Origin of the sequence: Novosphingobium sp. FSW06-99, from assembly GCF_001519065.1 — a bacterium.
In the GTDB taxonomy this organism is placed as follows: Bacteria; Pseudomonadota; Alphaproteobacteria; order Sphingomonadales; family Sphingomonadaceae; genus Novosphingobium.
In genome coordinates this window covers 344,221-368,360 of record NZ_KQ954255.1, presented here as the reverse complement: position 1 = coordinate 368,360, position 24,140 = coordinate 344,221, and the positions used below count along the sequence as shown (strand labels likewise).

General features: G+C 64.6%; 26 protein-coding genes and 1 tRNA gene. 15 read left to right on the top strand and 12 right to left on the bottom strand.

Annotation, left to right across the window (positions count from 1 at the left end; genetic code table 11):
* Positions 1 to 74: 74 nt before the first annotated feature.
* From rph to AQZ49_RS10500, 7 genes are all read left to right on the top strand, one after another.
* Positions 75 to 791, top strand: coding sequence for a ribonuclease PH (gene rph / locus AQZ49_RS10530; protein WP_067615273.1), 717 nt, complete (start codon positions 75 to 77; stop codon positions 789 to 791).
* Positions 788 to 1,423 carry an RdgB/HAM1 family non-canonical purine NTP pyrophosphatase gene (rdgB, locus tag AQZ49_RS10525; RefSeq protein WP_067615271.1) on the top strand — a complete coding sequence of 212 codons (636 nt, stop codon included), beginning with the start codon at positions 788 to 790 and terminating at the stop codon, positions 1,421 to 1,423. Before rph ends, rdgB begins: the two co-directional genes overlap by 4 nt.
* Before the next feature lie 135 nt (positions 1,424 to 1,558).
* Entirely contained in the window at positions 1,559 to 2,698 is a 1,140-nt protein-coding gene (gene hemW, locus AQZ49_RS10520) for a radical SAM family heme chaperone HemW (RefSeq protein ID WP_067615452.1), read from the top strand.
* Positions 2,695 to 3,591 carry a tyrosine recombinase XerC gene (locus tag AQZ49_RS10515; RefSeq protein WP_067615269.1) on the top strand — a complete coding sequence of 299 codons (897 nt, stop codon included), beginning with the start codon at positions 2,695 to 2,697 and terminating at the stop codon, positions 3,589 to 3,591. The genes hemW and AQZ49_RS10515 overlap by 4 nt, the downstream gene beginning before the upstream one ends.
* A gap of 115 nt (positions 3,592 to 3,706) precedes the next feature.
* Entirely contained in the window at positions 3,707 to 4,039 is a 333-nt protein-coding gene (locus AQZ49_RS10510) for a type II toxin-antitoxin system ParD family antitoxin (protein WP_231739179.1), read from the top strand.
* A gap of 3 nt (positions 4,040 to 4,042) precedes the next feature.
* On the top strand, positions 4,043 to 4,360 hold the full coding sequence (locus AQZ49_RS10505; RefSeq protein ID WP_067615265.1) for a type II toxin-antitoxin system RelE/ParE family toxin: 318 nt from the start codon (positions 4,043 to 4,045) through the stop codon (positions 4,358 to 4,360).
* A 150-nt stretch (positions 4,361 to 4,510) separates the two neighbouring features.
* A complete protein-coding gene (locus tag AQZ49_RS10500) occupies positions 4,511 to 5,026 on the top strand; it encodes a hypothetical protein (protein ID WP_197411001.1) in 516 nt (171 codons plus the stop codon).
* A 43-nt stretch (positions 5,027 to 5,069) separates the two neighbouring features.
* On the opposite strand, the gene AQZ49_RS22295 is transcribed toward AQZ49_RS10500, so the two are convergent.
* From AQZ49_RS22295 to AQZ49_RS10485, 4 genes are all read right to left on the bottom strand, one after another.
* Positions 5,070 to 5,504 (bottom strand): hypothetical protein, encoded by a 435-nt coding sequence (locus tag AQZ49_RS22295; RefSeq protein WP_156428244.1) that lies wholly within the window; start codon positions 5,502 to 5,504, stop codon positions 5,070 to 5,072.
* A 351-nt stretch (positions 5,505 to 5,855) separates the two neighbouring features.
* Positions 5,856 to 7,247, bottom strand: a complete 1,392-nt coding sequence (locus AQZ49_RS10495) for an ATP-binding protein (RefSeq protein ID WP_067615450.1) — start codon at positions 7,245 to 7,247, stop codon at positions 5,856 to 5,858.
* Between the two features lie 40 nt (positions 7,248 to 7,287).
* Complete coding sequence (locus tag AQZ49_RS10490) at positions 7,288 to 7,950, bottom strand: response regulator transcription factor (RefSeq protein ID WP_067615260.1); 663 nt, start codon at positions 7,948 to 7,950, stop codon at positions 7,288 to 7,290.
* A 284-nt stretch (positions 7,951 to 8,234) separates the two neighbouring features.
* Complete coding sequence (locus AQZ49_RS10485) at positions 8,235 to 8,594, bottom strand: PepSY domain-containing protein (RefSeq protein ID WP_231739178.1); 360 nt, start codon at positions 8,592 to 8,594, stop codon at positions 8,235 to 8,237.
* A gap of 129 nt (positions 8,595 to 8,723) precedes the next feature.
* Here AQZ49_RS10485 and AQZ49_RS10480 point away from each other — a divergent pair, with 129 nt between their 5' ends.
* From AQZ49_RS10480 to AQZ49_RS10470, 3 genes are all read left to right on the top strand, one after another.
* Positions 8,724 to 10,532 carry an ABC-F family ATP-binding cassette domain-containing protein gene (locus AQZ49_RS10480; protein WP_067615258.1) on the top strand — a complete coding sequence of 603 codons (1,809 nt, stop codon included), beginning with the start codon at positions 8,724 to 8,726 and terminating at the stop codon, positions 10,530 to 10,532.
* 111 nt (positions 10,533 to 10,643) lie between these two features.
* Positions 10,644 to 11,216, top strand: coding sequence for a helix-turn-helix domain-containing protein (locus AQZ49_RS10475; RefSeq protein ID WP_067615256.1), 573 nt, complete (start codon positions 10,644 to 10,646; stop codon positions 11,214 to 11,216).
* 2 nt (positions 11,217 to 11,218) lie between these two features.
* Positions 11,219 to 12,403, top strand: a complete 1,185-nt coding sequence (locus AQZ49_RS10470; RefSeq protein WP_067615254.1) for a glycosyltransferase — start codon at positions 11,219 to 11,221, stop codon at positions 12,401 to 12,403.
* 31 nt (positions 12,404 to 12,434) lie between these two features.
* Here the strand turns inward: AQZ49_RS10470 and secF are convergent, their stop codons facing one another.
* From secF to yajC, 3 genes are read right to left on the bottom strand one after another with little or no spacing between them, the layout of a single operon-like run.
* Positions 12,435 to 13,406, bottom strand: coding sequence for a protein translocase subunit SecF (secF, locus tag AQZ49_RS10465; RefSeq protein WP_067615252.1), 972 nt, complete (start codon positions 13,404 to 13,406; stop codon positions 12,435 to 12,437).
* A 15-nt stretch (positions 13,407 to 13,421) separates the two neighbouring features.
* Entirely contained in the window at positions 13,422 to 15,029 is a 1,608-nt protein-coding gene (gene secD / locus AQZ49_RS10460) for a protein translocase subunit SecD (RefSeq protein WP_067615250.1), read from the bottom strand.
* A gap of 19 nt (positions 15,030 to 15,048) precedes the next feature.
* Positions 15,049 to 15,393, bottom strand: coding sequence for a preprotein translocase subunit YajC (yajC, locus tag AQZ49_RS10455; protein WP_067615446.1), 345 nt, complete (start codon positions 15,391 to 15,393; stop codon positions 15,049 to 15,051).
* A 229-nt stretch (positions 15,394 to 15,622) separates the two neighbouring features.
* Here yajC and AQZ49_RS10450 point away from each other — a divergent pair.
* From AQZ49_RS10450 to AQZ49_RS10430, 5 genes are all read left to right on the top strand, one after another.
* Positions 15,623 to 15,699 (top strand) — tRNA-Pro (locus AQZ49_RS10450).
* 162 nt (positions 15,700 to 15,861) lie between these two features.
* The gene (locus AQZ49_RS10445; RefSeq protein ID WP_067615248.1) at positions 15,862 to 16,656 is read left to right on the top strand and encodes a CmcJ/NvfI family oxidoreductase; all 795 of its coding nucleotides are present in this window, start codon (positions 15,862 to 15,864) and stop codon (positions 16,654 to 16,656) included.
* A 107-nt stretch (positions 16,657 to 16,763) separates the two neighbouring features.
* A complete protein-coding gene (locus AQZ49_RS10440; protein ID WP_067615247.1) occupies positions 16,764 to 17,126 on the top strand; it encodes an EF-hand domain-containing protein in 363 nt (120 codons plus the stop codon).
* Between the two features lie 126 nt (positions 17,127 to 17,252).
* Positions 17,253 to 18,722, top strand: coding sequence for a lignostilbene-alpha,beta-dioxygenase NOV2 (locus AQZ49_RS10435; RefSeq protein ID WP_067615245.1), 1,470 nt, complete (start codon positions 17,253 to 17,255; stop codon positions 18,720 to 18,722).
* Positions 18,719 to 19,642 (top strand): NAD(P)H-binding protein, encoded by a 924-nt coding sequence (locus tag AQZ49_RS10430; protein ID WP_067615444.1) that lies wholly within the window; start codon positions 18,719 to 18,721, stop codon positions 19,640 to 19,642. The genes AQZ49_RS10435 and AQZ49_RS10430 overlap by 4 nt, the downstream gene beginning before the upstream one ends.
* Before the next feature lie 246 nt (positions 19,643 to 19,888).
* Here the strand turns inward: AQZ49_RS10430 and AQZ49_RS10425 are convergent, their stop codons facing one another.
* From AQZ49_RS10425 to AQZ49_RS10405, 5 genes are all read right to left on the bottom strand, one after another.
* Positions 19,889 to 20,386, bottom strand: a complete 498-nt coding sequence (locus tag AQZ49_RS10425; RefSeq protein WP_067615243.1) for a DUF3237 domain-containing protein — start codon at positions 20,384 to 20,386, stop codon at positions 19,889 to 19,891.
* Positions 20,383 to 21,249, bottom strand: coding sequence for a CmcJ/NvfI family oxidoreductase (locus tag AQZ49_RS10420; RefSeq protein ID WP_067615241.1), 867 nt, complete (start codon positions 21,247 to 21,249; stop codon positions 20,383 to 20,385). Before AQZ49_RS10420 ends, AQZ49_RS10425 begins: the two co-directional genes overlap by 4 nt.
* Positions 21,250 to 21,260: 11 nt before the next feature.
* Positions 21,261 to 21,674: a nuclear transport factor 2 family protein gene (locus AQZ49_RS10415; RefSeq protein WP_067615239.1), complete on the bottom strand. Its 414-nt coding sequence runs from the start codon at positions 21,672 to 21,674 to the stop codon at positions 21,261 to 21,263.
* 126 nt (positions 21,675 to 21,800) lie between these two features.
* Positions 21,801 to 22,511, bottom strand: coding sequence for a nuclear transport factor 2 family protein (locus AQZ49_RS10410; RefSeq protein WP_067615237.1), 711 nt, complete (start codon positions 22,509 to 22,511; stop codon positions 21,801 to 21,803).
* A gap of 109 nt (positions 22,512 to 22,620) precedes the next feature.
* Positions 22,621 to 24,024 carry a syringate O-demethylase gene (locus tag AQZ49_RS10405; protein ID WP_067615235.1) on the bottom strand — a complete coding sequence of 468 codons (1,404 nt, stop codon included), beginning with the start codon at positions 24,022 to 24,024 and terminating at the stop codon, positions 22,621 to 22,623.
* Positions 24,025 to 24,140 lie beyond the last annotated feature (116 nt).

The following is a 24,140-nucleotide window of genomic DNA, read 5'->3' as shown; positions in this document are numbered from 1 at the left end:
GGGAACAAGCCTTGCGGTCGGGGGCCGGATACGCCAAGGGCTGCGGCGTTATCCGCAATCAAGGACCATGCCCCATGCGAGTTTCCGGCCGTGCCGCTGATGAAATGCGTGCTATCACCATCGAAACCGGTTTCACCAAGCACGCCGAAGGATCGGTGCTGATCAGCTTTGGCGATACCAAGGTGCTGGTCACCGCCTCGGTCGAGGAACGCGTGCCGCCGTTCCTGCGCGGCAAGGGCGAAGGCTGGGTCACCGCGGAATATTCGATGCTGCCCCGCGCCACCCACACCCGTGGCAGCCGCGAAGCCGCCAAGGGCAAGCAATCGGGCCGCACGCAGGAAATCCAGCGGCTGATCGGGCGTTCACTGCGCGCCGTCACCGATCTCAAGAAGCTGGGCGAACGCCAGATCACGCTCGATTGCGATGTGATCCAGGCCGATGGCGGCACGCGCACGGCGGCCATTTCGGGCGCGTGGGTCGCGCTGCGGCTGGCGGTGGACAAGCTGATGGCCCAGGGCCTGATCAAGGACGATCCGCTGCCGCGCAAAGTGGCGGCCATCTCGTGCGGGATCGTCGGCGGCACCCCGGTGCTCGATCTCGACTATGTCGAAGACAGCAGCGCCGATGCCGATGCCAACTTCGTGCTGATCGAAGGCGGCCATATCGCCGAAGTGCAGGCCACCGCCGAAGGCGCGACCTATGACGAAGAAGGCCTGCTGCGCCTGCTGCGGCTGGCCCGCATCGGCTGCACACAGATCTTTGCGGCGCAGGATCGCGCGTTCGGCAAATGAGCACGCCGCGCCGCCTTGGCCCCGGCAAGCTGGTGATTGCCACCCACAACGCGGGCAAGTTGCGTGAAATCCGCGCGTTGCTCGCGCCCTATGGGCTTGACTGCGTGTCGGCGGGGGAACTCGGCCTGCCCGAACCCGCCGAAACCGGCACCACCTTTGTCGAAAACGCGCTGATCAAGGCGCATGCCGCCGCGCAGGCCGCCAATCTGCCCGCGCTGGCCGATGATTCGGGCCTGTCGGTTGCTGCGCTGGGCGGCGCGCCGGGGGTCTATACCGCCGACTGGGCCGAAGCCGACGTGTTCGAAGGCGGACCGGGCCGCGACTGGTACATGGCGATGGGCAAAGTCGAGGGCAAGCTCGCCCAGCTCGGCCCCGATGCCCCCCGCGACGGCTGGTTTTCCTGCGTGCTGGCAATCGCCTGGCCCGATGGCGCCGAAGCCGTATACCAGGGCCGCATCGACGGCACGCTGACCTGGCCCCCGCGCGGCACGCTGGGTTTTGGCTATGACCCGGTGTTCGTCCCCCATGGCGACACACGCACGTTCGCCGAACTCGATCCGGCCGAAAAACACGCCATCAGCCACCGCGCCGATGCCTTTGCCAAACTGGTCGCCGACCAGTTTCCGGGCTAGACTCACTAAAGCCCTCCCCCTGCGGGGGGAGGGTTGGGTGGGGGTGTACCACGCCCGGAGGTTGCACACTTGCGCGCCCACGGTACGCCCCTCCCCAACCCCTCCCCGCACGGGGAGGGGCTTTGAAGGATCATGATGGACCCGCTGGCGCTTTATATCCATTGGCCGTTCTGCCTCGCAAAGTGCCCCTATTGCGATTTCAACAGCCATGTCCGCGACGGGGTCGATCACGACCAGTGGCTGACCGCGCTGATCGCCGATATGACGCACGAGGCCGCGCGCCTGCCGGGCCGCCGCCTCACCTCGATCTTTTTCGGCGGCGGCACGCCCTCGCTGATGCCACCCGCACTGGTCGAAGGTCTGCTGGCGGCGGCGGCGCGGCTGTGGACGCTCGATCCCGATATCGAAATCACGCTGGAGGCCAATCCCTCGTCGGTCGAGGCGGCGCGCTTTGCCGCGCTGGCCAGTGCCGGGATCAACCGCGTGTCGCTCGGCCTGCAGGCGCTCGACGACCAGACTTTGCGCTTTCTCGGTCGCCTGCACGACACCCGCGAAGGGCTGGCCGCACTCGACATCGCCCAGCGCCATTTTGGCCGCGTCAGCTTTGATCTGATCTATGCCCGCCCCGGCCAGACCCCCGCGCAATGGCAGGCCGAATTGGCCCGCGCGCTGGCCTTCGGCACCGGGCACCTCTCGCTCTATCAACTCACCATCGAACCCGGCACGCGCTTTGCCACGCTGGTGCGCGAGGGGCAGTTGACCCCGCTCGACAACGATGCCGCCGCCGACCTGTTCGCGCTGACCCGCGCCATGACCGATGCCGCCGGGCTGCCCGCCTATGAAATCAGCAACCACGCCCGCGCCGGGGAACAGAGCCGCCACAATCTGACCTATTGGCGCTATGGCGATTACGCCGGGATCGGCCCCGGTGCCCATGGCCGCCGACTGGGCCAGGCGACCACCCGCCACCGCAAGCCCGAAAACTGGCTGGCGGCAATCGCTCGCGACGGCCACGGCCTGGCCGAACAACGCACGCTGGCCCCCGACGAACAAGCCGGCGAAGCGTTGCTGATGGGGCTCCGGCTGGGCGAAGGGGTCGATCTGGCCGCGCTGTCCACCCGGTTTGCCCTGCCGCACGATGCGCTGATCAACCCCACCAAGGCCCGGTTCTACGCCGATCTGGGCCTGGTGCGTCGCGATGGAGACCGCCTGATCGTCACCCCCGACGGCATGCCGCTGCTCGATGGCCTGCTGGGCGAACTGGTCGCGGCATGACCCACGCGGATATCCTTGGGCCCTGGCACGACCACCTCGCCCACGCCCGCCGCCGTTCGCCACACACCGTGCGCGCCTATGTCGCCACCGCCCGCCGCCTGCTGACCGCGCTGGGCGACCAGGGCCCGCTCGACTGGACCAGCCTGTCCACGCTCGATGTCATCGGCCTGCGCGATCAGCTTGCTGCCCGCCGTGCCGCCGGGATCGGCCAGGTTTCCGCCGCGCGCGAACTGTCCGCGCTCAAAGCCTTCCTCGCCTTTGCCCGCAGCCAGGCCGGCCTGCCCGCCGCCGCCCCCAAACTGCGCGGCCCGCGCGTCAAAAAAGGCCTGCCCCGCCCCGTCACCCCCGACGAAGCCCAGCACCTGACCCAGACCGTCGCCGACAACGCCGCCGAACCGTGGATCGCCGCGCGCGACACCGCCGTCCTGCTGCTGCTCTATGGCGCAGGCCTGCGCATCGGCGAAGCCCTGGCGCTGACCCCCGCCATCCTGCCGCTGGGCGAGGCCATGGTGATCACCGGCAAAGGCGGCCGCCAACGCCTGATCCCCATCCTGCCCGTCGTGCGCGACGCGATCACCCACTACACCACCCAGGTCCCCTGGCCCCTGCCCCGCGACCAACCCCTGTTCCGCGGCGCCAAAGGCGGCCCCCTGTCCCCCGCCCTGATCCGCCGCGCCATGGCCCGCGCCCGCATCGCCCTGGGCCTGCCCCCCACCGCCACCCCCCACGCCCTGCGCCACAGCTTTGCCACCCACCTGCTGGGCGCAGGCGCCGACTTACGCAGCCTGCAAGAACTCCTCGGCCACGCCAGCCTGTCCTCCACCCAGATCTACACCCGCGTCGATGCGGCGCGCCTGCTGGAGGTCTATCGCGGGGCGCATCCCCGGGCTTGAAGGGGAAGAAAGGCCTCCGGCGGGCAAGGGCTACTGCCCTTGCATCCCGGGTTCTTTTGCTCTCGCCGCCCGAGCGGCCGCATCAGCCCCGGATTGACCAACTTGCATCGTCAGCTTGAACTGCATCGTCGATAGGATTAAATCCCATTCAACCATCAAGGACAGCCCTATGCGCACGACTCAGCAATTGAGCGTTACACTGCCGGTCGAAATGGCGGCGCAAGTCCGCGCAAAGGTCGCCTCGGGCGAATATGCCAGCGAAAGCGAAGTGATCCGCGCCGGCCTGCGCGCCCTGCAAGCCCGCGACAAAGCGCTTGAATCATGGCTGCGCAACGAAATCGCACCCATCTACGATGGGCTCAAATCTGACCCTGTTCAGGCACGATCGATCGGCGACGTGAAGGCCACGCTGGCCGCCGAACACCAGCAGCGCGCCAAAACGCGCTGACCCATGTCGCATCGTGTTGTGTTCGCACCAGCGGCAGAAGCCCAACTGGTCTCCCTGTACCGCTATATCGCGCAAGAAGCATCAGCAGACATCGCCGAACGCTTTACGACGGCAATCATCGAACAATGTGAAGCCCTTGCAACCTTCCCGCATCGCGGCACGCAGCGCGATGACATTCGCCCCGGCCTCCGCACCATCCCATTTCGCCGCCGAGTGACGATCGCCTATACGGTCGATGCCGTCCAGGTTTCGATACTGGGTCTGTATTATGGCGGGCAGGACTTCACTGCGGGGTGGACTGACGACGACCAGCAGCAATGATACCATCGAAGGCGTCAGCCGCCTCAGTTGCAGCCGTAACCTCTACCCAATTCGCCTGTCAAAACCGACCTTTGGTTCATCAATAGAGATGCGTAAGCTGTCCACAGAATTCCGGAATTTACTTGGCGTGGCTTAAGCGGGAGAATGAATTTGACGGAGACGACCCCTTCGCCGCTGTATGCGCTGCTCAATCAGATTAACGCTGCGGCTAACGGCGGACTTCATTTGGTTGCCATTGGCATGGCTTCGGCGTTGCCTACGATATGCGCATCGCTAGCATCACAAGATGGAAGGGCTGGAGGTAAGGAATATAAGGCTTGGTGCGCCGCAAATCTGACTGGCACAGCTTTCAGCTTTGTTACGCCCGACGATCTTTATTCGATACGCTGTGGCGTCCTGCATCAAGGCAGATTTGGCAATCTGCAGCACAACGTCGCCCGCGTTGTTTTCACCCCGCCTGGCGGGGCATCTTTCACCAATTGCCAGTTCAACGATGCCTACATTTATGGGGTCGTCGAATTCTGCAAAAACATGTGTGATGCAGCCTATGTGTGGTACGAGGCAAACAAGGTTGACCCCATCATTGAAGCAAACAGCAAGCGCATGATGCAGTATTATCCGGAGGGCCTCGCACCCTACATTGTCGGAATGCCGGTAATCGCATGACCATAGGAATTCTGGCGACAAAGATGCCCCCGGAATTCCCGGGCTAGGTGTTTGATTTCGTTCGCAGCTCGGCAATCGGCTTCCAGCGAGTTGAATGAGGAGTTTGCGTCTCCCAGTAGGACCAGCCATCCAAAGACACTGGGCGGCCCTGCTTTGATCTCGCAACGCCACCCGCAGCGGCTGATGGGGAGCGGTAAATGCCACCTTCAATATGCCACGCACCATTGAAGATTTCACCATGGTGGGTCTTACCGTTGTAGTTCATCCGCAGCTTTGTGCCATGAGGAAGAGAAACGCCCTTCCCGGTCCATGCAAGCCCTGCGGACGAATCTATTCCAACTTTGTCGTTCGACGACACGGCAGGTGTTAGGCCTGCGATCACGCGGAGAATATCATTGTGGGATTGGGCGAATGAGGTCCGCTTTCCTTCGATGAAGCGATAAACGTCGATATCTACTTCAATTGGGCGCTGTTGCATGCCAAATCTCCAAAATCTTAAAAAAATATAAAATTAAGAGATTTAAGAGTCAAGTAAATTTTCGCACTGGTGGACTGGGACACGAATTCGGAGGACACAATCTCCGAGGACTCATTACCCAATAACCCAAAAAAACCAGCGGGTTCCTGACCCAGGGCCGAGAAAACGAGGGGACAGGATGGGTGCGATGTGAAGTGTTGGCGCGCGATTGTCGATGAGTCAGGCAGGGCAAATGGGCGGCGGCTTTATCCCGGCGGCCTTCTGAGCCAGACGTTCAGGATCGGACCCGAACCCCACCAAAGAACCCGGGATGCAAGGGCATAGCCCTTGCCCGCCGGAGGCCCCCTTCCCCTACTTCACCTGCCGCGCCCTGGGCAGCCGTAGCACGACCAACAACCCGCCCAGATCCTCGCTTTCGCCCAGTTCGATTGACCCGCCGTAGATTTCGACCACGTCGCGCACGATGGCGAGGCCGAGGCCGGTGCCGGGTTTGCCGGTGTCGAGGCGGGCGCCGCGGGTGAACAGGTGGTTGCGGGCGGCTTCGGGGATGCCCATGCCGTCGTCTTCGATCCAGATGTCGCAGTGTTGGGCGTCTGATGTTTTGGCTTCTACGGTGATGAACACTGATCCGCCGCCGTATTTGGCGGCGTTTTCGATCAGGTTGCCCAGTATTTCGTCGAGGTCCTGACGTTCGACGGCGACTTGCGCTTCGGGATTGCCGTCGAGGTCAAAGCGGACCTGGGGGTACAGGCGTTCGACAGCGCGCAGCACGGCGGCGACGCTTTCGCGCACGGTGGCGCGCGATTGTCCGGCGGCGCGGCGGCCGACGGCGCGGGCGCGGGCCAGGTGGTGATCGACCTGACGGCGCATGACGGCGGCTTCGCGGGTGACGGTTTCGGCCAGATCGTCGGCGTGGGCGGCGGCGGCGTTGGTCACGACGGTCAGCGGGGTTTTCAGCGCGTGGGCCAGGTTGCCGGCGTGGGTGCGCGCGGCTTCGGCCTGACGCTCGGAGTGGGCGAGCAGGGCGTTGAGTTCGAGCACGAGGGGTTGCACTTCGAGGGGCAGCGGTTCGGTCAGGCGCGATCCGCCTTCTTCGCGCAAGTGCATGATGGCCAGGCGCACGCGGCGCAACGGGCCGAGGCCATAATACGTCTGCGCGACGGCCATGGCGATCAGGCCCAGGCCGAGCACGACGAACGACCAGATCAGGATGGCGCGGATGCGGCGGATTTGCGCATCGAGTTCGCTGCGGCTTTCGGCGACGGCGAATTGCCACAGGGTGCCGCTGCCGGGCAGGATGACCGAGCGTTCGATCACGCGCAGCGGCTCGCCTTCGAACTGGTTGCTGTCATAGATGTGGGGTTGATTGTCGAAGTGGTCGTTTTTCAGCTTGAGCGTGCGGTCCCACAGCGATCGTGAAGGGAATTCGTCGTGCCCGGCGCCCGATATCTGCCAATAGAGCCCGCTGTTGGGTTCGAGGAAGCGCTGATCGCCCAGGCCCCGGCTGAAATAGACTTCGCCTTCGGGGCCGATTTCGGCGGAGGCGACCATGGCCGTCAACATATAGTTGAGCTGATCGTCAAAGCTGCGCGTGACCAGCCCGGTCAGCGTGCGATCGAGCGCCAGCCCGCCGCCCAGCAGCAGCACGAAGATCCATGCAAAGGCGATGAACAGCATGCGCCGCCGCAGCGATCCGGTGTGCGGCGCGGTGGCACCGGGCGCGGTTTCGGCGGCGGCGGCCATATCGGCCGCCGCCGTCCCGATCACCGGCGCCGGGGCGCGATCAGGCGGGTTCGTTGAGGCTGTAACCGAGGCCACGGATTGTCGTGATCACGTCGGGACCGAGCTTTTTGCGGATGCGCGTGACGAACACCTCGATCGTGTTTGAATCGCGGTCGAAATCCTGATCATAGATGTGTTCGATCAGTTCGGTGCGGCTGACCACTTTGCCCTTGTGGTGCAGCAGGTAGGACAACAGCTTGTATTCCTGCGCGGTCAGCTTGACCGGCTCGCCCGCCAGCGTGACGCGGCCGGAACGGGTGTCGAGCCGCACATCGCCCGCGATCAGTTCGGCGCTGGTGTTGCCAGAGGCGCGACGGATCAGCGCGCGCAGGCGGGCGATCAGTTCCTCGGTCTGGAACGGTTTGGCCAGATAGTCGTCCGCCCCGGCATCGAGCCCGGCAACTTTGTCGGACCAACTGTCGCGCGCGGTCAGCACCAGCACGGGAAACTTGCGCCCTTCCTTGCGCCACATGCCCAGCACGGTCAGGCCGTCGATCTCGGGCAGGCCCAGGTCGAGCACGACGGCATCATATTCTTCGGTCGACCCCAGGAAATGCCCGTCCTCGCCATCGGTCGACAGATCGACCGCGTAACCGTTCGCTTCGAGCGTCGATTTCAACTGGCGGCCAAGCGTGGGTTCATCCTCGACGATCAGGATACGCATGGAAGTTGTCTGCCCCTTGTTCGCGAAAGGGCCTTGCGGCCCTGCGCCGTTCATGCCCCGATCCTTGCGCCCTTGATCCTGAACGGTCAAGGAATGGGACAGTTGCTTCTTGTTCAGACTCTGATTGAAAATTCGCCAAAGGGCGAATTTTGAAGACGGCACCGGCCCGCTCCCCCACCCGACCACCCTACGATAGTACCCTATGGGTGGTCGGGTGGGGGAGCGGGCCGGTGCCGTCTTCCTGAAATTCCGGAATCGCCGGAATTTCCAATCAGACCCGCGGCTTAGCGCGTGCGCGACAACACTTGCCCGGTGCGTGCATCGACATCGACAAAGGTGACACGCCCGTCGCGGATGAATTTCAGCCGATAGGCCATCGCTTCGGGATCGTATTCGGGGCCCAGGTATTGCGTGCCGCGCATGGTCGGCAGCACCGATCGTTCGATATCGCGCAGCGAATGCACATTGCCCGCGCGCATTTCGCGCCTGGCCTCGTTTTGCGCTTCGTGCCCCGGATGGCGATCGATTGCCGCGCGCTGGAACGACGCGGGGGCAAACCGGTCCGGATGCGCAGCCACCGGCGGCGGCGACAACAGCGCCAGCACGACCATGGCGCCGCATAGGGCAAGATGATTGCGTTTCATTATGCCACGGCCCCTACCATGGGTGCATTGAACGCATAGTGAATGAGGTTGCAAGCCTGTTGCGCATGCGCCCGGTTTTTATCGGGACAGGCTTTTGCATTGGCGCCATCTGCTTTATGCGCGCGGCCTATGGCAATTGCACCAATTCTAAGCTGGGAAGGCCTTGGCCTGATCCAGGGCGCCTCCAATCAAAATGGCGGCTGGCTGTTTCAGGACATCGACCTGTCGATCGGGCCGCGCGACCGGCTGGCGCTGATCGGGCGCAACGGCGCGGGGAAAACCACGCTGATGAAACTGATCGGCGGGTTGATCGAGGCCGATCGCGGCAAACGCTCGGTGCAACCGGGCACGCGTATCGTCACGCTGGAACAGGACCCGTTCTTTACCGGGCACGACACGCTGCTGGATTTTGCACTGCACGGCGCCGATGCGCCGCAACGGCACGAAGTGGAAGCGATCGCCGACCAGCTAGGCATCGACCTGTCGCGCCAGGCCGACAGCGCATCGGGCGGCGAACGCCGCCGCGCCGCGCTGGCCCGCGCGCTGGCCAGCGAGCCCGATCTGCTGTTGCTGGATGAACCGACCAACCACCTCGACCTGTCGGCGATCGAATGGCTGGAGGCGTGGCTGCAACGCTATAATGGCGCATTTGTCGCGATCAGCCACGACCGCACGTTTCTGGAACGGCTGACCCGCGCCACGCTGTGGCTCGATCGCAGCAGCCTGCGGCGCAAGGACATCGGCTTTGGCGGCTATGAAGCGTGGATGGAAACGGTCTATGCCGAAGAGGCGCGCGCCGCCGAAAAGCTGGATGCCAAGCTGAAGCTGGAACTGCACTGGCTGCAACGCGGGGTGACCGCGCGGCGCAAACGCAACCAGGGGCGGCTGGCCAAGCTGGGCGAAATGCGCGCGCAACGCGCCGCCATGCTGTCACCGCAGGGCGCGGCCAAGCTGGCACTGGCCACCGACGATGCCAAGAGCAAGGCGGTGATCGTGGCCGATGGCGTGACCAAGCGGTTTGGCGAACGCACGATCATCAAGGATTTTTCGTTGCGCATCACGCGCGGCGATCGCATCGGCGTGGTCGGCGCCAATGGCGCGGGCAAGACCACGCTGCTGAAACTGCTGACCGGCGAACTGGCGCCAGACAACGGCACGATCACGCTGGCCAAGACGCTGGAAGGCGTGATGATCGATCAGCAACGCAGCCTGATGTCGCCCGAAAAGCGCATCCGCGACGTGCTGGCCGAAGGGGGCGACTGGATCGATGTGCGCGGTGTGCGCAAACATATCCAGGGCTATCTCAAGGATTTCCTGTTCGATCCCGGCCTGGTCGAGGCGCGCGTGGGCACGCTGTCGGGCGGCGAACGATCACGGTTGCTGCTGGCGCGCGAATTCGCACGCAAGTCCAATCTGCTGGTGCTCGACGAGCCAACCAACGATCTCGATCTGGAGACGCTCGACTTGTTGCAGGAAGTGATCGCCGATTATGACGGCACGGTGCTGATCGTCAGCCACGACCGCGACTTTCTCGACCGCACGGTGACCATCACGCTCGGGCTCGACGGATCGGGCCGGGTCGATGTGGTGGCGGGCGGCTATGCCGATTGGGACGCCATCCGCAAGCAGCGCCAGCAGGGCCGCCCGGTGGCCAAGGCCACCGCCGCAACCCCTGCCGCGCCGCCTCCCCCGCCGCCGCCGCCGCGCAAGGCCAAGCTGTCGTACAAGGATCAGCGTGATTACGAATTGCTGCCCAGGCGGATCGAAGAGATCGACACCGCGATCGCACGGGGCGAGGCCGATCTGGCCGATCCGGCGCTCTATGCGCGCGATCCGGACCGGTTTGCCAGGCTGACCGCCGCGCTCGATGCCCTGCGCGCCGACAAGGATGCGGCCGAAATGCGCTGGCTGGAGCTGGCCGAGCTGGTCGAAGGTTGAACTCTTTATGAAATTTGCATGTCACGCAACAAGGATACGGATCGCGCACTTGCCCAGCCGCCAATAGTATAGGACTATTTGCGTAGTCCCTGTGCCTTGCGAGAGTTGAACATGATCAATCGCATTCGCGACATCCGCCGGCAAAAGGGCCTGACGCTGGCCGAAGTGGCGGCCCGCTGCCAGCCGCCGACCACGGCGCAGACGATCGGTCGGCTGGAAACCGGCATGCGGTCGCTGTCGCTATCGTGGATGAACCGCATTGCCGGCGCGCTGGGCGTCGATCCGCAATTGCTGGTCAAGGCGGAAAGCAGCACCACGCCGACGCTGATCGCGCGGCTGGGCGTCCATGGTGCCGAAGCGGTGACCAACCCGGTCGAGGCGCTGTTTCCGATTGTGCCGGGTGGCGAGGCAACGCTGGTGGTGGTCTCGGTCGAGGCCAGCGCGGGCGAATACCGCACCGGCGACCAGATCTGGCTGCGCCAGACTGGGCCCGACGAATTCCCCCGCGCGCTCAACCGCGACGTGCTCGCCCCGCGCCCCGGCGGACGCTACGCGTTTGGCCGGATGATCGATCGCGATGGCGAACGCATTGCCATCCTGCCCCCCGGGATCGGCCAGCGGCAGGTGGTGATCGACCGGCCCAACTGGCTCGCCGTGGCGGAGATGCTGGTGCGCCGCCTTTGACCTTGCGCCTGTTGTCGCTGGCGACACTCTATCCCGCCCCGCCCCGCCCCGGCTTTGGCCGGTTTGTCCAGAACCAGATGGAGGGGCTGGCGCGCCGGGGCGATTGGGAGGTGACGGTGATCAACCCGATCGGCCTGCCCCCGCTGCTGCCGCTGGCGCGCTATGCCGCGTTGCGCACGATCCCGGCGGTCGAACACTCCGGCGGGGTTACCGTGTACCATCCGCGGTTTGCGCTGATCCCCGGTCTGTCCGGGCGGTTCAATCCCCTGCTCATCGCGCGCGCGGTGCTGCCGCTGGCGCGGCGCCTGCATGCCGAACGGCCGTTCGACATGGTCGATGCGCAATTCTTCTATCCCGACGGGCCTGCCGCCGCGCGGATCGCCCGCGCGCTGAACCTGCCGCTGGCGATCAAGGCGCGCGGCGGCGACATTCTCTATTGGGGCACGCGGCCCGCCGCGCTGGCGCAGATCCGCGCCGCCGCCGATCAGGCGCGTGTGCTGCTGTCGGTCTCAGCGGCGCTGGCGCGCGACATGGTGGCACTGGGCCTGCCCGAAGAGCGTATGCAGGTGCATTATACCGGGCTGGATCACAGCCGGTTTTACCCGCGCCCGCGCGATGATGCGCGCCGCGCGCTGGCCGAGCGTCTGCCTGCGCTGGCCATACCCGCCACGGCGCGCATCGTGGCGAGCGTCGGCGCGCTGATCGCGATCAAGGGCCAGGCGCTGGCGATCGAGGCGCTGCGCGATCTGCCCGACAATGTGGCGCTGGTGCTGGTCGGCGCGGGGCCCGACGAAGCCGCATTGCGCCAACAAGTGGCGCGCGCCGGGCTGGACGCGCGGGTGCGCTTTGCCGGCAGCCTGGGCCATGACGATCTGCCGCTGCTGCTGAGCGCGGCCGAGGCGATGGTGCTGGCCTCTGAACGCGAAGGCATCGCCAATGCCTGGATCGAGGCGCTGGCCAGCGGCGCGCCGCTGGTGATCCCCGATGTCGGCGGTGCGCGCGAGGTGATCGACCGCCCCGCAGCAGGCCGCCTGGTGGCGCGCGAACCAGCCGCAATTGCTCAAGGGCTGCGCGATGTGCTCGACGCACAGTTCGATCCCGCCGAAGTCGCCGCGGTTGCCGCGCGGTTCACGTGGGATACCAACGCGGCGCGGCTGGCCGAAATCTACCGCGCCGCGATTGGCTGAAACCCTCCCCGCGACGGAGGAGGGTTCTGCGTCAGGCGCGCTTGGCCGAGGGCGGAACGTCGCCCGACGCCTCACCGGGCACAAAGCTCTTGGACGACACTTTCAGCCAGATCAGGATCGGCGCAGCCATATAGATCGAGCTGTAGGTGCCGACAAAAATCCCCAGCGTGATCGCGGCGGTAAAGCCGAAAATCACTTGCGGACCAAGCAGCAGCAGCGCGATCAGCGTGATCAGCATCGAGAGCGAGGTCACGATCGTGCGCGCCAGCGTTTCGTTGACCGACAAGTCGAGCAATTCGGGCATCGGCATCTTGCGATACTTTTTCAGGTTTTCGCGGATGCGGTCATAGACGACGATGGTGTCGTTGAGCGAATAGCCGATCAGCGTCAGCAATGCCGCGACGATATTCAGATCGAACTCCATCTGCGTCAGCGCAAACAGGCCCAAAGTCAGACTGACGTCGTGAACCAGCGACAGCAACGCGCCGATCCCGAACTGCCATTCAAAGCGCAGCCAGATATAACCGGCCACGAACACCGCCGCCAGCCCGAGCGCGCGGAACGCATCCCAGCCCAATTCCTTCGACACTTTGCCCGACACCGAATCAACCCCGTCGATCCGCGCATCGGCATGATGCGCCTTCACCGATGCGGTGATCGTGCGCGACATCTTGTCGGACAGCGCCGGGTCCTTGTCGGCGCCGACCGGCAATTTCATGCGGATCGAAATCTCGTTGGGTTTGCCGAACCGCTGGATCGTCGGCTCGCCATAGCCCAGTTGGGTCACTTCATCGCGCAAGGTTGCCACCGGCGCCTCTGCGCTGTGGTCGAACGTCACCCGGATCATCTGTCCGCCGATGAAATCGACGCCCAGATTCAGCCCCTTGGTCAGCACCAGCCCCCACGAGGCGGCGACCAGCAGCACGCTGACCAGATAGAACGGCACCCGCCATTTGAGGAAATGGATGTTGGTATGGTCGGGAACGAGTTTGAGGAGTTTCATCGAACCGGCCTCCTCTTACAGATTGATTTCGGCGGGACGGGCGCGGCGCAACCATTGCGCGACCCACATCCGCGTCAGCACCACGCCGGTGAACACCGACGTCACGATGCCGATCATCAGCACCACGGCAAAGCCCTTGACCGGGCCCGAACCGAACGCAAACATCAGTGTGGCGGCGATGATATTGGTGAAATTGGCGTCAAAGATCGCGCGGGTCGCCTCCTTGTAGCCGATTTCCACCGCCTGCACGACGCGCCGCCCGCGATGGCGTTCCTCGCGGATGCGCTCAAAGATCAGCACTTGCGCATCGACCGCCGCGCCGATCGTCAGCACGAACCCGGCAATCCCCGGCAATGTCAGCGTGGTGCCGATCAGCCCCATCGTGCCCAGGATCATGAACAAGTTGATCAGCAGCGCGACGCAGGCATAGACCCCGAACCGGCCATATGTGACCAGAATGAACACCACCAGCGCCAGCGTGCCGACGCCCATCGCGATCACGCCCTTGCGGATCGAATCCGCGCCGAGATCGGGCCCGACGGTACGTTCCTCGATCACCTTGAGATCGACCGGCAAGGCACCCGACCGCAGCGAGATCGCCAGTTGGCTGGCGCTGTCGTTGGTGAAATTGCCCGAGATCACCGCGCTGCCGCCCAGGATCGGTTCATTGATATTGGGCGCCGACAGCACTTTGCCGTCGAGGATGATGGCAAACGGCTTGCCCACGTTGGCCGAGGTCAGCTTGGCGAATTTGGCCCCGCCGTCGCTGTTGAAGGTGATCGCCACGTCCGCCGCGTTGGTCTGCGGGTTGTTCGACAGTTGCGCGTTGGTCAGTTCGTCGCCGCGAATCCCGCCCAGCCGGTGCACCGCGATCTTGGGCGCGGGCTGGCCGGGCTTCACATCGGCATAAGGCACGATCTCGTCGCCCGGCGGCACAATGCCCTGCGCCACGTCGGCCGGATTGGCGGAGCCGTCGACCAGCTTGAATTCCAGCTTGGCCGTCTGGCCAAGCAGGTTTTTCAGCGCCTGCGGGTCCTGCAGACCAGGCACCTGCACCAGAATGCGGTCGGCGCCCGAACGCACGATGGTCGGTTCCTTGGTGCCCAGTGCGTCGATACGTTTGCGCACGACTTCGACCGCGGTGTCCATCGCCTGCGTCACCGCCTGGTCGATGCCTTCCTGCGTTGGCGCCAGCACAAAGCGATTGCCGTCGACGACGTTGATCGTCCAGTCGCGCTTGCCGGTCAGCCCGGCGCCATTGGTCAGCGGCAGCACCGCTTCGCGCACCGCGTCGATCTTTGACGGGTCATCGACCAGGAACGTCAACGTGCCGTTGTTGTTGGAAATATCGCTGATCCGCACCGGCTGCGACATTGTGCGCAGTTTGTTGCGCACTGATTCTTCCATCCCCTCGATCCGCTGGGTGCGGACCTGGGTGGGATCGGCTTCGAGCAGGATATCGCTGCCCCCGGCCAGGTCGAGGCCCAGATTGACTTTGGGTTCGGGCAGTCCGGCGGGCCAGCGCAGCCCGGCGACATCGACCACCGACGGCAAGGCCGCCAGCGCAAACCCCAGGGTAATCAACCAGAGCCAGATGACTTTCCAGCGCGGAAATTCGAGCATGCGTAAAGGTCCCGTCCGCTCAGTCGTTGGCCACTGGCGTACCGCCCGGCGGGACGATATCGCCCAGGGTCGATTTCACCGCACGGACTTTGACGCCCGGCGCGATTTCCAGATCGACCGTGGTTTCATCGACTTTCAGCACTTTGGCGATCAGCCCGCCGGCGGTCACCACCTGATCGCCCTTTTTGATCGTGCCAAGCTTTGCCTGGTGATCCTTCTGCCGGCGCATCTGCGGGCGAAGGATCAGGAAATAGAAGATCACCGCCATCGCCACCAGCGGCAGGAACTGGACATAAGCGGGGGGATCACCGGCAGTTTGCGCGGCGGCCAGATCAAGGATGGAGAACAAGGCAGGTCCGTTCATGGAAGAAATCTGGGTCTGTGTTTCGCGAATCGCCATATCGGGCGCACGAGGCCATCTTTAAAGCCCCCCACTCCCCGACGTGGCTGGCGCGACTAGCAGTTTGGCCGCGCATTGGCAAACCCAAGCGGCAAACCCGGGTGCGGCGCCCCCCGAATGCCGCTTCGCAAAAATAGTCGCGCCAACCCGCTTGCCATCGCGATGCACGCTCCGTATAGGCCCGTCCTCCGGTCGGGACGTAGCGCAGCCTGGTAGCGCATCACACTGGGGGTGTGGGGGTCGGAGGTTCGAATCCTCTCGTCCCGACCAATTCTATCCGCGATAGCTGGACAAGCGAGCCTGCCCCACCGGGGCGCTCGCGGTCATTGTACGCGAAACATACAAAACCCCTCGACAAGCAGAAGCAGTGCCATCACTCTGGCGCCAAAGACCGGGCCAGCCAGCGCCCGGCGGCCACGAGAGGATTGTGCCATGGGCTCCGACAGCGCCGAAATCGCCTATGTCGCGCGCGACGGCAACCGACCTTATTATTACGCCAACGCGCATCACCTCGACCGCGTGCCGCTTGATCCGCGCGACATGCCGCTGATCGACGGGCGGCGGGCCGGTACCCAGCTTGATCGCGAGGGCTTTGCCTGTTTGCCGCATGCCAGTGCGGTCGGCGATTTTACCGATCGCGATGCGGTTGCTGCGGTCTATCCCGACGAGATCGTCGCGCTGGTGCGCGCAGCCACCGGCGCCGATGCGGTGATCGTGACCGCGCCGGGGATCGTGCGCTTCAGCGAGGCTTCGGGACAGGCGGGCACGCGCGACAATTCACATCCGGCGCGGTTTGTCCATATCGACCAGACCGCCGAGACCGCCGCGCAATTCGCCCGGCTCACCATCCCGGCGGGACAGGCGGTGCGCCGTTACGCGCATTACAACGCGTGGCGCGCGTTTTCGGGCGCGCCGCAGGATGTGTCGCTGGCGCTGTGCGATATGACCAGCGTCGCGCCTGATGACAGGATCGAGGCCGATGCGATCTTTGATCCCCCCGGTGGCGAGCCATGGCGGTTTGGCAGTTGGGTGCTGGCGGCCAATGCCGCGCACCGCTGGCACTGGTTTCCCGATCTGACGCGCGATGAAGTGCTGCTGTTCCAGAGCAGCGATTCGCGCGATGGTCGCGCGGTGCCGCATGTCGCATTCGACAATCGCCGCGCGCCTGTGGGGTGTGCCCCGCGTGCCAGCATCGAAATGCGCTGCATCGCGCTGTGGCACGAATGATCGCAGTTGGTCACAGTTTGTCGCGCCATCTTCCGCATGGCCCCTTCGCAGACTAAATTGTGGCATGCAGCGGCGTTGCCGTGATGCAGATCGGGAGACTTGTTGCCATGACCAGGACACTGGCATTTCCGCTTTCACTGGCCTTGCTGGCCGCCGCACCGCTGGCGATGGCGCAGACCGCGCCCGACCAGAATGCGCCCCCCGCCGCGCCGGATCAGGGCGAACACCATCACGGCGGCGGCGGCGGCGCGCACGGCTTTGACGCGATGGACACCAACCACGACGGCTTTATCACGCTTGACGAATGGAAAGCCGCCGGGCGCCGCGAAGACCGTTTCAACGCGATCGACGTGAACCACACCGGCAAGATCAGCCGCGATGATCTGCGCGCCTATATGCAGAAGATGCGCGCCGAGCATCAGCAGAACGGCGGCGGCAACTGGAGCGGCGGGCAAAGCAACGGCAACTGAGCCCCTTCCCCCCGCAAAACCTGCAACGGCCCGGTGCGCAACACCGGGCCGTTTGCGTTTCCGGTCTTGCAATATGCCGCGAAATCTCCGAAACGATAACAAATGTTATAAATGTGGAGAGGGTCGATGGCCGCAGGCGAACAGGGCGGTTTTCCGCAAGAGCCGAACTATGTGGGGCTCAACACCCCGCAACGCGCCGAATATGCGGTGGACGATCTGCCCGTCACCGGCGCAATCCCCGCCGATGTTTGCGGCACATTCTTTCGTGCGGTGCCCGATCCCGCCTATCCGCCGTTTGTCAGCGATGCCGGGGCGATCCTGTCGGCCGATGGCATGGTTTCGGCGATCCGCTTTGCCGATGGCAAAGTGTCGACCGCGATCCGCTATGTCGGCACCGCGCGCCATCTGGCCGAGCGCGCCGCAGGGCGCGCGCTGTTCGGCAAATATCGCAACCCCTATACCGACAAGCCCGAAGCGGCGGGCATCGACCGCACGGTCGCCAACACCACCCCGGTGTGGCACGCTGGGCGCCTGTTGCTGACCAAGGAGGAGGGACGGCCCTATCAGGTCGATCCGGTGACGCTGGAAACGCTGGGATCGTATGATTTCGGTGGCGCGCTGCGGTCCGAAACGTTCACCGCGCATGTCCGTATCGATCCGGCGACTGGCGAGATGTTTGCGTTTGGGTATGAGGCGGCAGGGCTGGCCAGTCCGACGGTGGCCTATCTGGTGATCGATCGCGACGGTCATCTGGTGCGCGAACAGTGGTTCGATGCGCCCTATTGCGCGATGATGCACGATTTTGCGATCACCGCGCATCATGTGCTGTTTCCGATCTATCCCACCAGCGCCGATCTGGCGCGGTTGCAGGCGGGCGGCGATCACTGGGTGCATGATCAGGATCAGGATAGCTGGCTGGGGGTGATGCCGCGTTATGGCGATGTGGCGCAGATCCGCTGGTTTCGCGGGCCCAAAGGCGTGTCGTGCTATCACATGATGAACGCGTTCGAGGATGCGGCAGGCGTGATCCATTTCGACCAGTGCCTGTCGGATTCCAACGCCTTTCCGTTCATCCGCGCGGCATCGGGCATCGCCATCGACCAGAGCGATCTCAACGGACGGCTGGCGCGCTGGAGCGTCGATCCAAACGGCGCCGATGATGCCATCCGTGAAACCGTGATCGGCCCGCCGGGCGATTTTCCGGTGATCCCCGCCGACCGGCAGGGGCGCGCATATGACCATGCCTGGATGCTGACGATGAACCCCGAACGGCGCGGCCCCCCGGTCATGGGCGGCCCGGTCGGGGCGATGTTCGACATGCTGCTGCGGCTCGATTTCACCGGCGGCCCACCGCAGGCGCTGGCGCTGTCGATGGGCAGTTGCTTCAACGAGCCGGTGCATGTGCCCGCCGCCGAACCGGGGCATCAGGGCTGGCTGGTAACGGTGGTCGATCACCAGCACGGGCCCGACGCGTTCAGCCACGAGTGCTGGATCATCGATGCGGGGCGGATCGGCGCCGGGCCGGTGGCCAGGGTCACGATGCCGCACCGCCTGCGCCCGCAAGTCCACGGCTGGTGGGTGGGGGGCCCGGCATGACCCGCATTGCCATCACCGGCGCATCGGGCCACTATGGCCGGATCGTGATCGAGGCGTTGATCGCCGCCGGGCGCGCGGCCGACCTGATCCTGATGACGCGCAGGCCCGAGCGGCTGGCCGACTATGCCGCGCGCGGCTGCACCGTGCGGCCTGGCGATTATGACCGGCCCGAATCGCTTGCGCCTGCGTTTGCGGGGGCCGAACGCCTGTTGCTGATATCGGGCACGCGCGTCGGGGCGCGGGTGGTGCAGCACCGGGCGGCGATCGATGCGGCGGTGGCGGCAGGGGTGTCCCATCTGGTCTATACCAGCTTCATCGGCATCGACGATCCCGCCAACCCCGCCGAAGTGCGCCACGACCACAGCGAGACCGAACGCCTGATCAAGGCCAGCGGGCTGCGCTGGACAATGCTGCGCGATGCCCATTACGCCGATGCAATGATCGTGATGGCCGGCCCCGCCGTGATGGCCAGCCGCGAATGGATCAGCAACGCCGGGCACGGCCGCGAAGCAATGGTGTGGCGCGAGGATTGCGCATTATGCGCCGCCGCCGTGCTGACCGGCGAAGGCCATGCAGGCCGAACGTATGACATCACCGGGCCCGACTTGCAGACATTTGCCGAGGTCACCGCGCTGATGGCCGGGATCACTGGCGTGCCGCTGACTTATCGCACAATCGACGATGCGGCCCAATATGCGCTGTTCGACGCCATGGGCATTCCCCGCCGCCCGGTCGATGACCAGTCGGTGGACGGCATCCCGTGGAACAGCGACGATATGGTCACCTTTGGCCAGGCGATCCGCGAAGGGTTCCTCGCCATCCGCAGCGATCACGTTGCCGCATTGCTTGGCCGACCCGCGCGCAGCACGCGGCAGATGATCGAGGCGAACGTGGCCATGCTGCGCGCAGCGGCGCGCTGATCCCGCCCGGCACGTCATGCCGGACTTCATCCGGCATCCAGCACGCCGTAGCGCGATACTGCTGGCGGTTGCGCATGCTGCAGGCCTCTACGCCAAATCCTGCCAACCGGAATTGGCCGCGACAGAGGAGAACTGTGTCGCTCCGGTGAAAGTCCTCCACCTGGCCTCAGGTTGGATGCCGGATCAGGTCCGGCATGACGAAGGGAATGGGGTGCGATGAAATTCGCGCCCCGGCAACTTCGCGGCTCAGGTCAGCGCATAATACCGCACCAGATTACCATCGGGCTTGCGTTCGCCCACGCCGACGAACACGTGGCGGGTCATCCAGTCGTGGCGGCCTTTGGGCGTTTCAAAGCTGGGCTGGGCGCGCAGGTAATAGTCGCCATGTGCCACGGGTGGCCCGCCTTCGAAGGCCCAGGCGCGCAGGCGGGCCATCGCGTCGGCCGCCCTGCCCCACAGAAAACCACGGTTCTGCATATAGATCAGCGTGCCGTCATCGACTTCGAGCAGATAGCGCGCGTCGAACACGGCGGTGTCGTCGGCGCGGAAATGGGCATAGTCGCCGCCCGAATTGGGCACTGCGCGGCCCCGAAAGCCGGGCCCTTCGAAATGCCCTTCATCGACCAGCACCGCCGAGCGGAACCCGCCATCGGGCACATGGGGGATGGCGAACACGCGGGTGAACATCAGCCGGCATTCGAACACGAATTCCAGGCGTGGTTGGTCGAGCGTCGAAAAGGTCATGACGCATCCCGGGTGAAATAGGCCACGCCGCGAAATTCCATGCTGCGCCGTTCGACCGCATCGGGCCGCGACACATCGCGAAACGCGGTGTGCGGCGCGCGCCAGGCGCGGCTGTGATCGGAATCGTGGAACTTGATGAAAATCACTTCGTCGGGCGTCATGTCGGGGAAAAACCACCAGCGATGGTCGGGCGAATGGTGAAAGATGGTGGCCGCCACCATATCCTCTTCGCCGGCGATCGGCGCGAACAGCGCATCGCCGGTGGGGATCGCATCGACATCGACTTTGGTGTTGGCGGTGCCTTCATCATCGCGCACGCTGCCCGCTTCGCACAGCGCCAGCGGCATGTCCTGCGGCGGCGGAGACAATGCGCGCCACAGCGAAAAGCAGATGAACCGGTCATAGCCCGCACCCTCGGGCCGCGCCTTGCGATAGACCCGTTCGGCAACCATCTGTGCGGAACGCGTGGTGAAATCGACATGCGCCTCTGCCGCCGGGGGCTGCATCATCGCGCTGGTCAACCCCGATGTGCGCACCATGCCGCCCATCGGCACGACCAGATCGGCCCCGGTCAGGCCGCGCACCGCCGCCACCACTTCGGCGGCATAGGCGCTGTCGGGACCATAATTGGTGTCCCAGTCGGTGATCGCGGTGGGATGGCTGGCCAGGCAGAACCCGTGCCGGTCGGCCGTGAACGGCCCGGCCAGCCGCGCATTGCGGATCGTCACGTCATAGGGGGCATAGACGCCGGTGTTGTATTCCTCGCCAGGCGCCCAGAACCGCCGGTTGATCCGGCTGGTCGGCAGCAGATAGGTGATCTGCACGGCGACTTCGGGCAAGGGCTGGCTCGGCACATTCGGCATCGCGCGCGCTTTCAGGTTGGCGGAAAATCCAGGCTTCCGGCGCGCTCGGCAAAGCGCCAGCCCGCAGGCGTGCGGGCCAGCCGGTCGTGATATGTGCCCACCAGCGGTGGCGCGGCGGGCGCGGTAAACAGCAGGATCTGGCTGGTTGCGGTGGCGGTGTCGCCAGTGACCGTCACGCGCAGATTGGCGATGATATGCCGCGCCACGCGGCGCGGCCGCGCGGCGAACGCGGCCAGGATTTCGGCGCGCCCGGTGATGAACACCTCGGGCGCAGTTGGCCTGCTCATCCGCCCGTCGGGCAGATAGAGCGCGGCCAGCGTCTCCCAGTCGCCCGCATCGTTGAGCGCGGCATAGTCGATGATCAACCGCTCGATCGCGCGTTCGGCCAACAGGGTGGCAAAGTCCGGTTCGCTCTGTTCGCTCATGCCAATGCCTTGTTGCGCTTGTCCGTCAGGGTCTGAAAAGGGTGCGACGCCCGGCCTTGAGGGAAGGCCCTGATCGGGCGCCGCACACCCCTCCCCCAACCCCTCCCCGCACGGGGAGGGGCTAAGTCAATCCTCGAACCCTTCGCGGGCGCGGCTGTTGTCGCATACGATCGGTGCGCCGGTTACCGGGTGCGGATATGGGAACGGCACAATGTCGGTGGCGGGCCACAGGCGCGGCAGCGGGTCGACAAAGGCATCTGGGCCCAGCGGATCTTCTGGATAGAGAGTCTTTGTCATCGGGATATAATCGATCGGCGTCTTGGCCCAGCCTTCGGCAAAACTGCCGTGCCAGAACGGAAAATAGCCCAGCCGGGCGATTTTCCACACGCCGTCTTCACGCACATAGCGGTTGTCGTAAAGGCCGCCTTCCCACCACGCGCGCTGGTTGCCCTCGGCGGTTTCGTGCAGGCCCGCCTGCATCATCGAACGTCCGCGCACGGTCGCGGTCTGGCGATCGGGGGCAACATCGATGACCACCTGCAACTGCGGATGATCAAGCAGCCAGCCATAGCGCGGACCATTGTGGCCACTGGTGAAATTGGTCTGGAAGCGGTCGATATAGAGCCGTTTGACCCCCGCCTTGCCGCGATAGATGCCGCCCAGGAACCACACTTCGCCATCATCGGAAAACAGGTCGACGGTTTCGTTGTACTGCGATTTGTCGATGAAATAGCCATAGGTGTACTGCAGCTTGCGGATCGCCTCGATGTCCTGCGCCACGCCCAGGTCGTGTTCGAGCCGTTCGATCCGCGCCACCAGTGCCGTCAGGTCTGTCATGGGTATCCTCTCCACCGGTATCGGTTTCAACCGTACCATTTGTTATGAATTATACCTATGCTCGCGGCCGGACAAAGGCAAGCAATACCCTTGCCCGGCCCGAACATTTTCAGGCCTGCTTGCTGCGCCAGCTTGGCGCATAGGCGGTGCGCGCGACTTCGGAATAGGGCACCGGGGCAACCACCCCGCGAATGCGGATCTGGCGGTGCTTTTCAACCGTCGGCTTTGACGTGCCGCCATCGGGTTCGCCCCACACCAGATCGATTTCGGTGCCCGGTTCGGCGTGTTCGGGATCGACCATCGCCAGCGTGACGATCTTGCCGTAATTGGTCGTATAGCCGATCCAGGTCGACAGGCCGATCAGTTGCCCGTCGCGCTCGACCCGGTCGAACTGGTGCATCGAATAGACCGCGCTGGGGAATTCCATATATTTGGGGCGCAGGCCTTCGCGGCCGAACTGGCCAAAGATCGCCTCTGACACCGCTTCATCGTCGAGCGCCAGCGTCACTTTCTTGCGGTGCGGCCCGGCAGCGATCGCTTCCAGCGCTTCGCGACCGATGAAATCGTGGTCGAACTTGACGAACGCGCCATAGCCCAGATCCCACGGCGTGGTGTAATAGCCCTCGACGCTGTCGGGCACATAGCTGCCGCCGACCGAACAGCGCGATTCGTACTGGTTGGCCGTCAGCCATTCGCGATAGGCACGGTTTTCCTCGCCAGTATAGATCCCCGGCAAAGGGGAGGGAATCCAGCCGGATTCCAGCGTGTTCGACGAATAAGTCCGTCCGCCGACCAGCGCGAGGCCATGGTTGGCCCCCGCCGCGACCAAGGCGGCGTGGATCGTGTCATGGTCTTCAAACGGGCCCATCAGTTCATAGCCCGGCTGCCCGGCCATACCGTGGCGCAGCGCGTGGACTTTTTTGCCCGCGATCTCGATCCAGGTCATGTGAAAGAATTTCAGATCGGGCGCGGTCGTCCCCATCGCGTCTGTCAGCACCGCCGCCGCATTGGGCCCCTGCAACTGAAACCGGTAATGGCGGCGGTTTTCCGGATCGGGACGCGCCACGGTGCGCTCGTCATAGGTCAGCGTGACGCCTTCGCGCCCTTCGCCGTGGAACATCAGCCAATTGAGCGTGGGCGCACGGCCCACCAGATTGAACTTTTCCGGCGCGAGATAAAACAGGATCACATCGCCGATGACATGGCCATAGGCCGTCACCGGCACATATTGCTTGGCCCGGTCGGGGATGAACCCCTTGAAGCTGTTGATGCCCAGCCCGTGCAGAAAATCGAACGCGCCCGGCCCTTCGACCATCAGTTCGGCCATGTGATAGCTCTGGTTAAACAGCACGCACGCCTCGTTCCACGCGCGCTGTTCATCACGCCAGTTGGTATATTCGGCGGGCACGCCGGGATAGGCATTGGGCCCGACCTGCTGGTTGCGCAGCCAGGTCACCAGATCGGCGGGGCTGTCGCCCAGGCTGGACAGGATCGATTCGAGATTGCTGGTCATGGTCCGTTCTCTCCCATAAAGTGTGATCGCGGCATCGGTTCGACGCTTGCGCTTGCCGGCTGTTTTGTTAGTAATACATACAAATTGCAAGATCGAAAAACACGACCGGGAAGGAT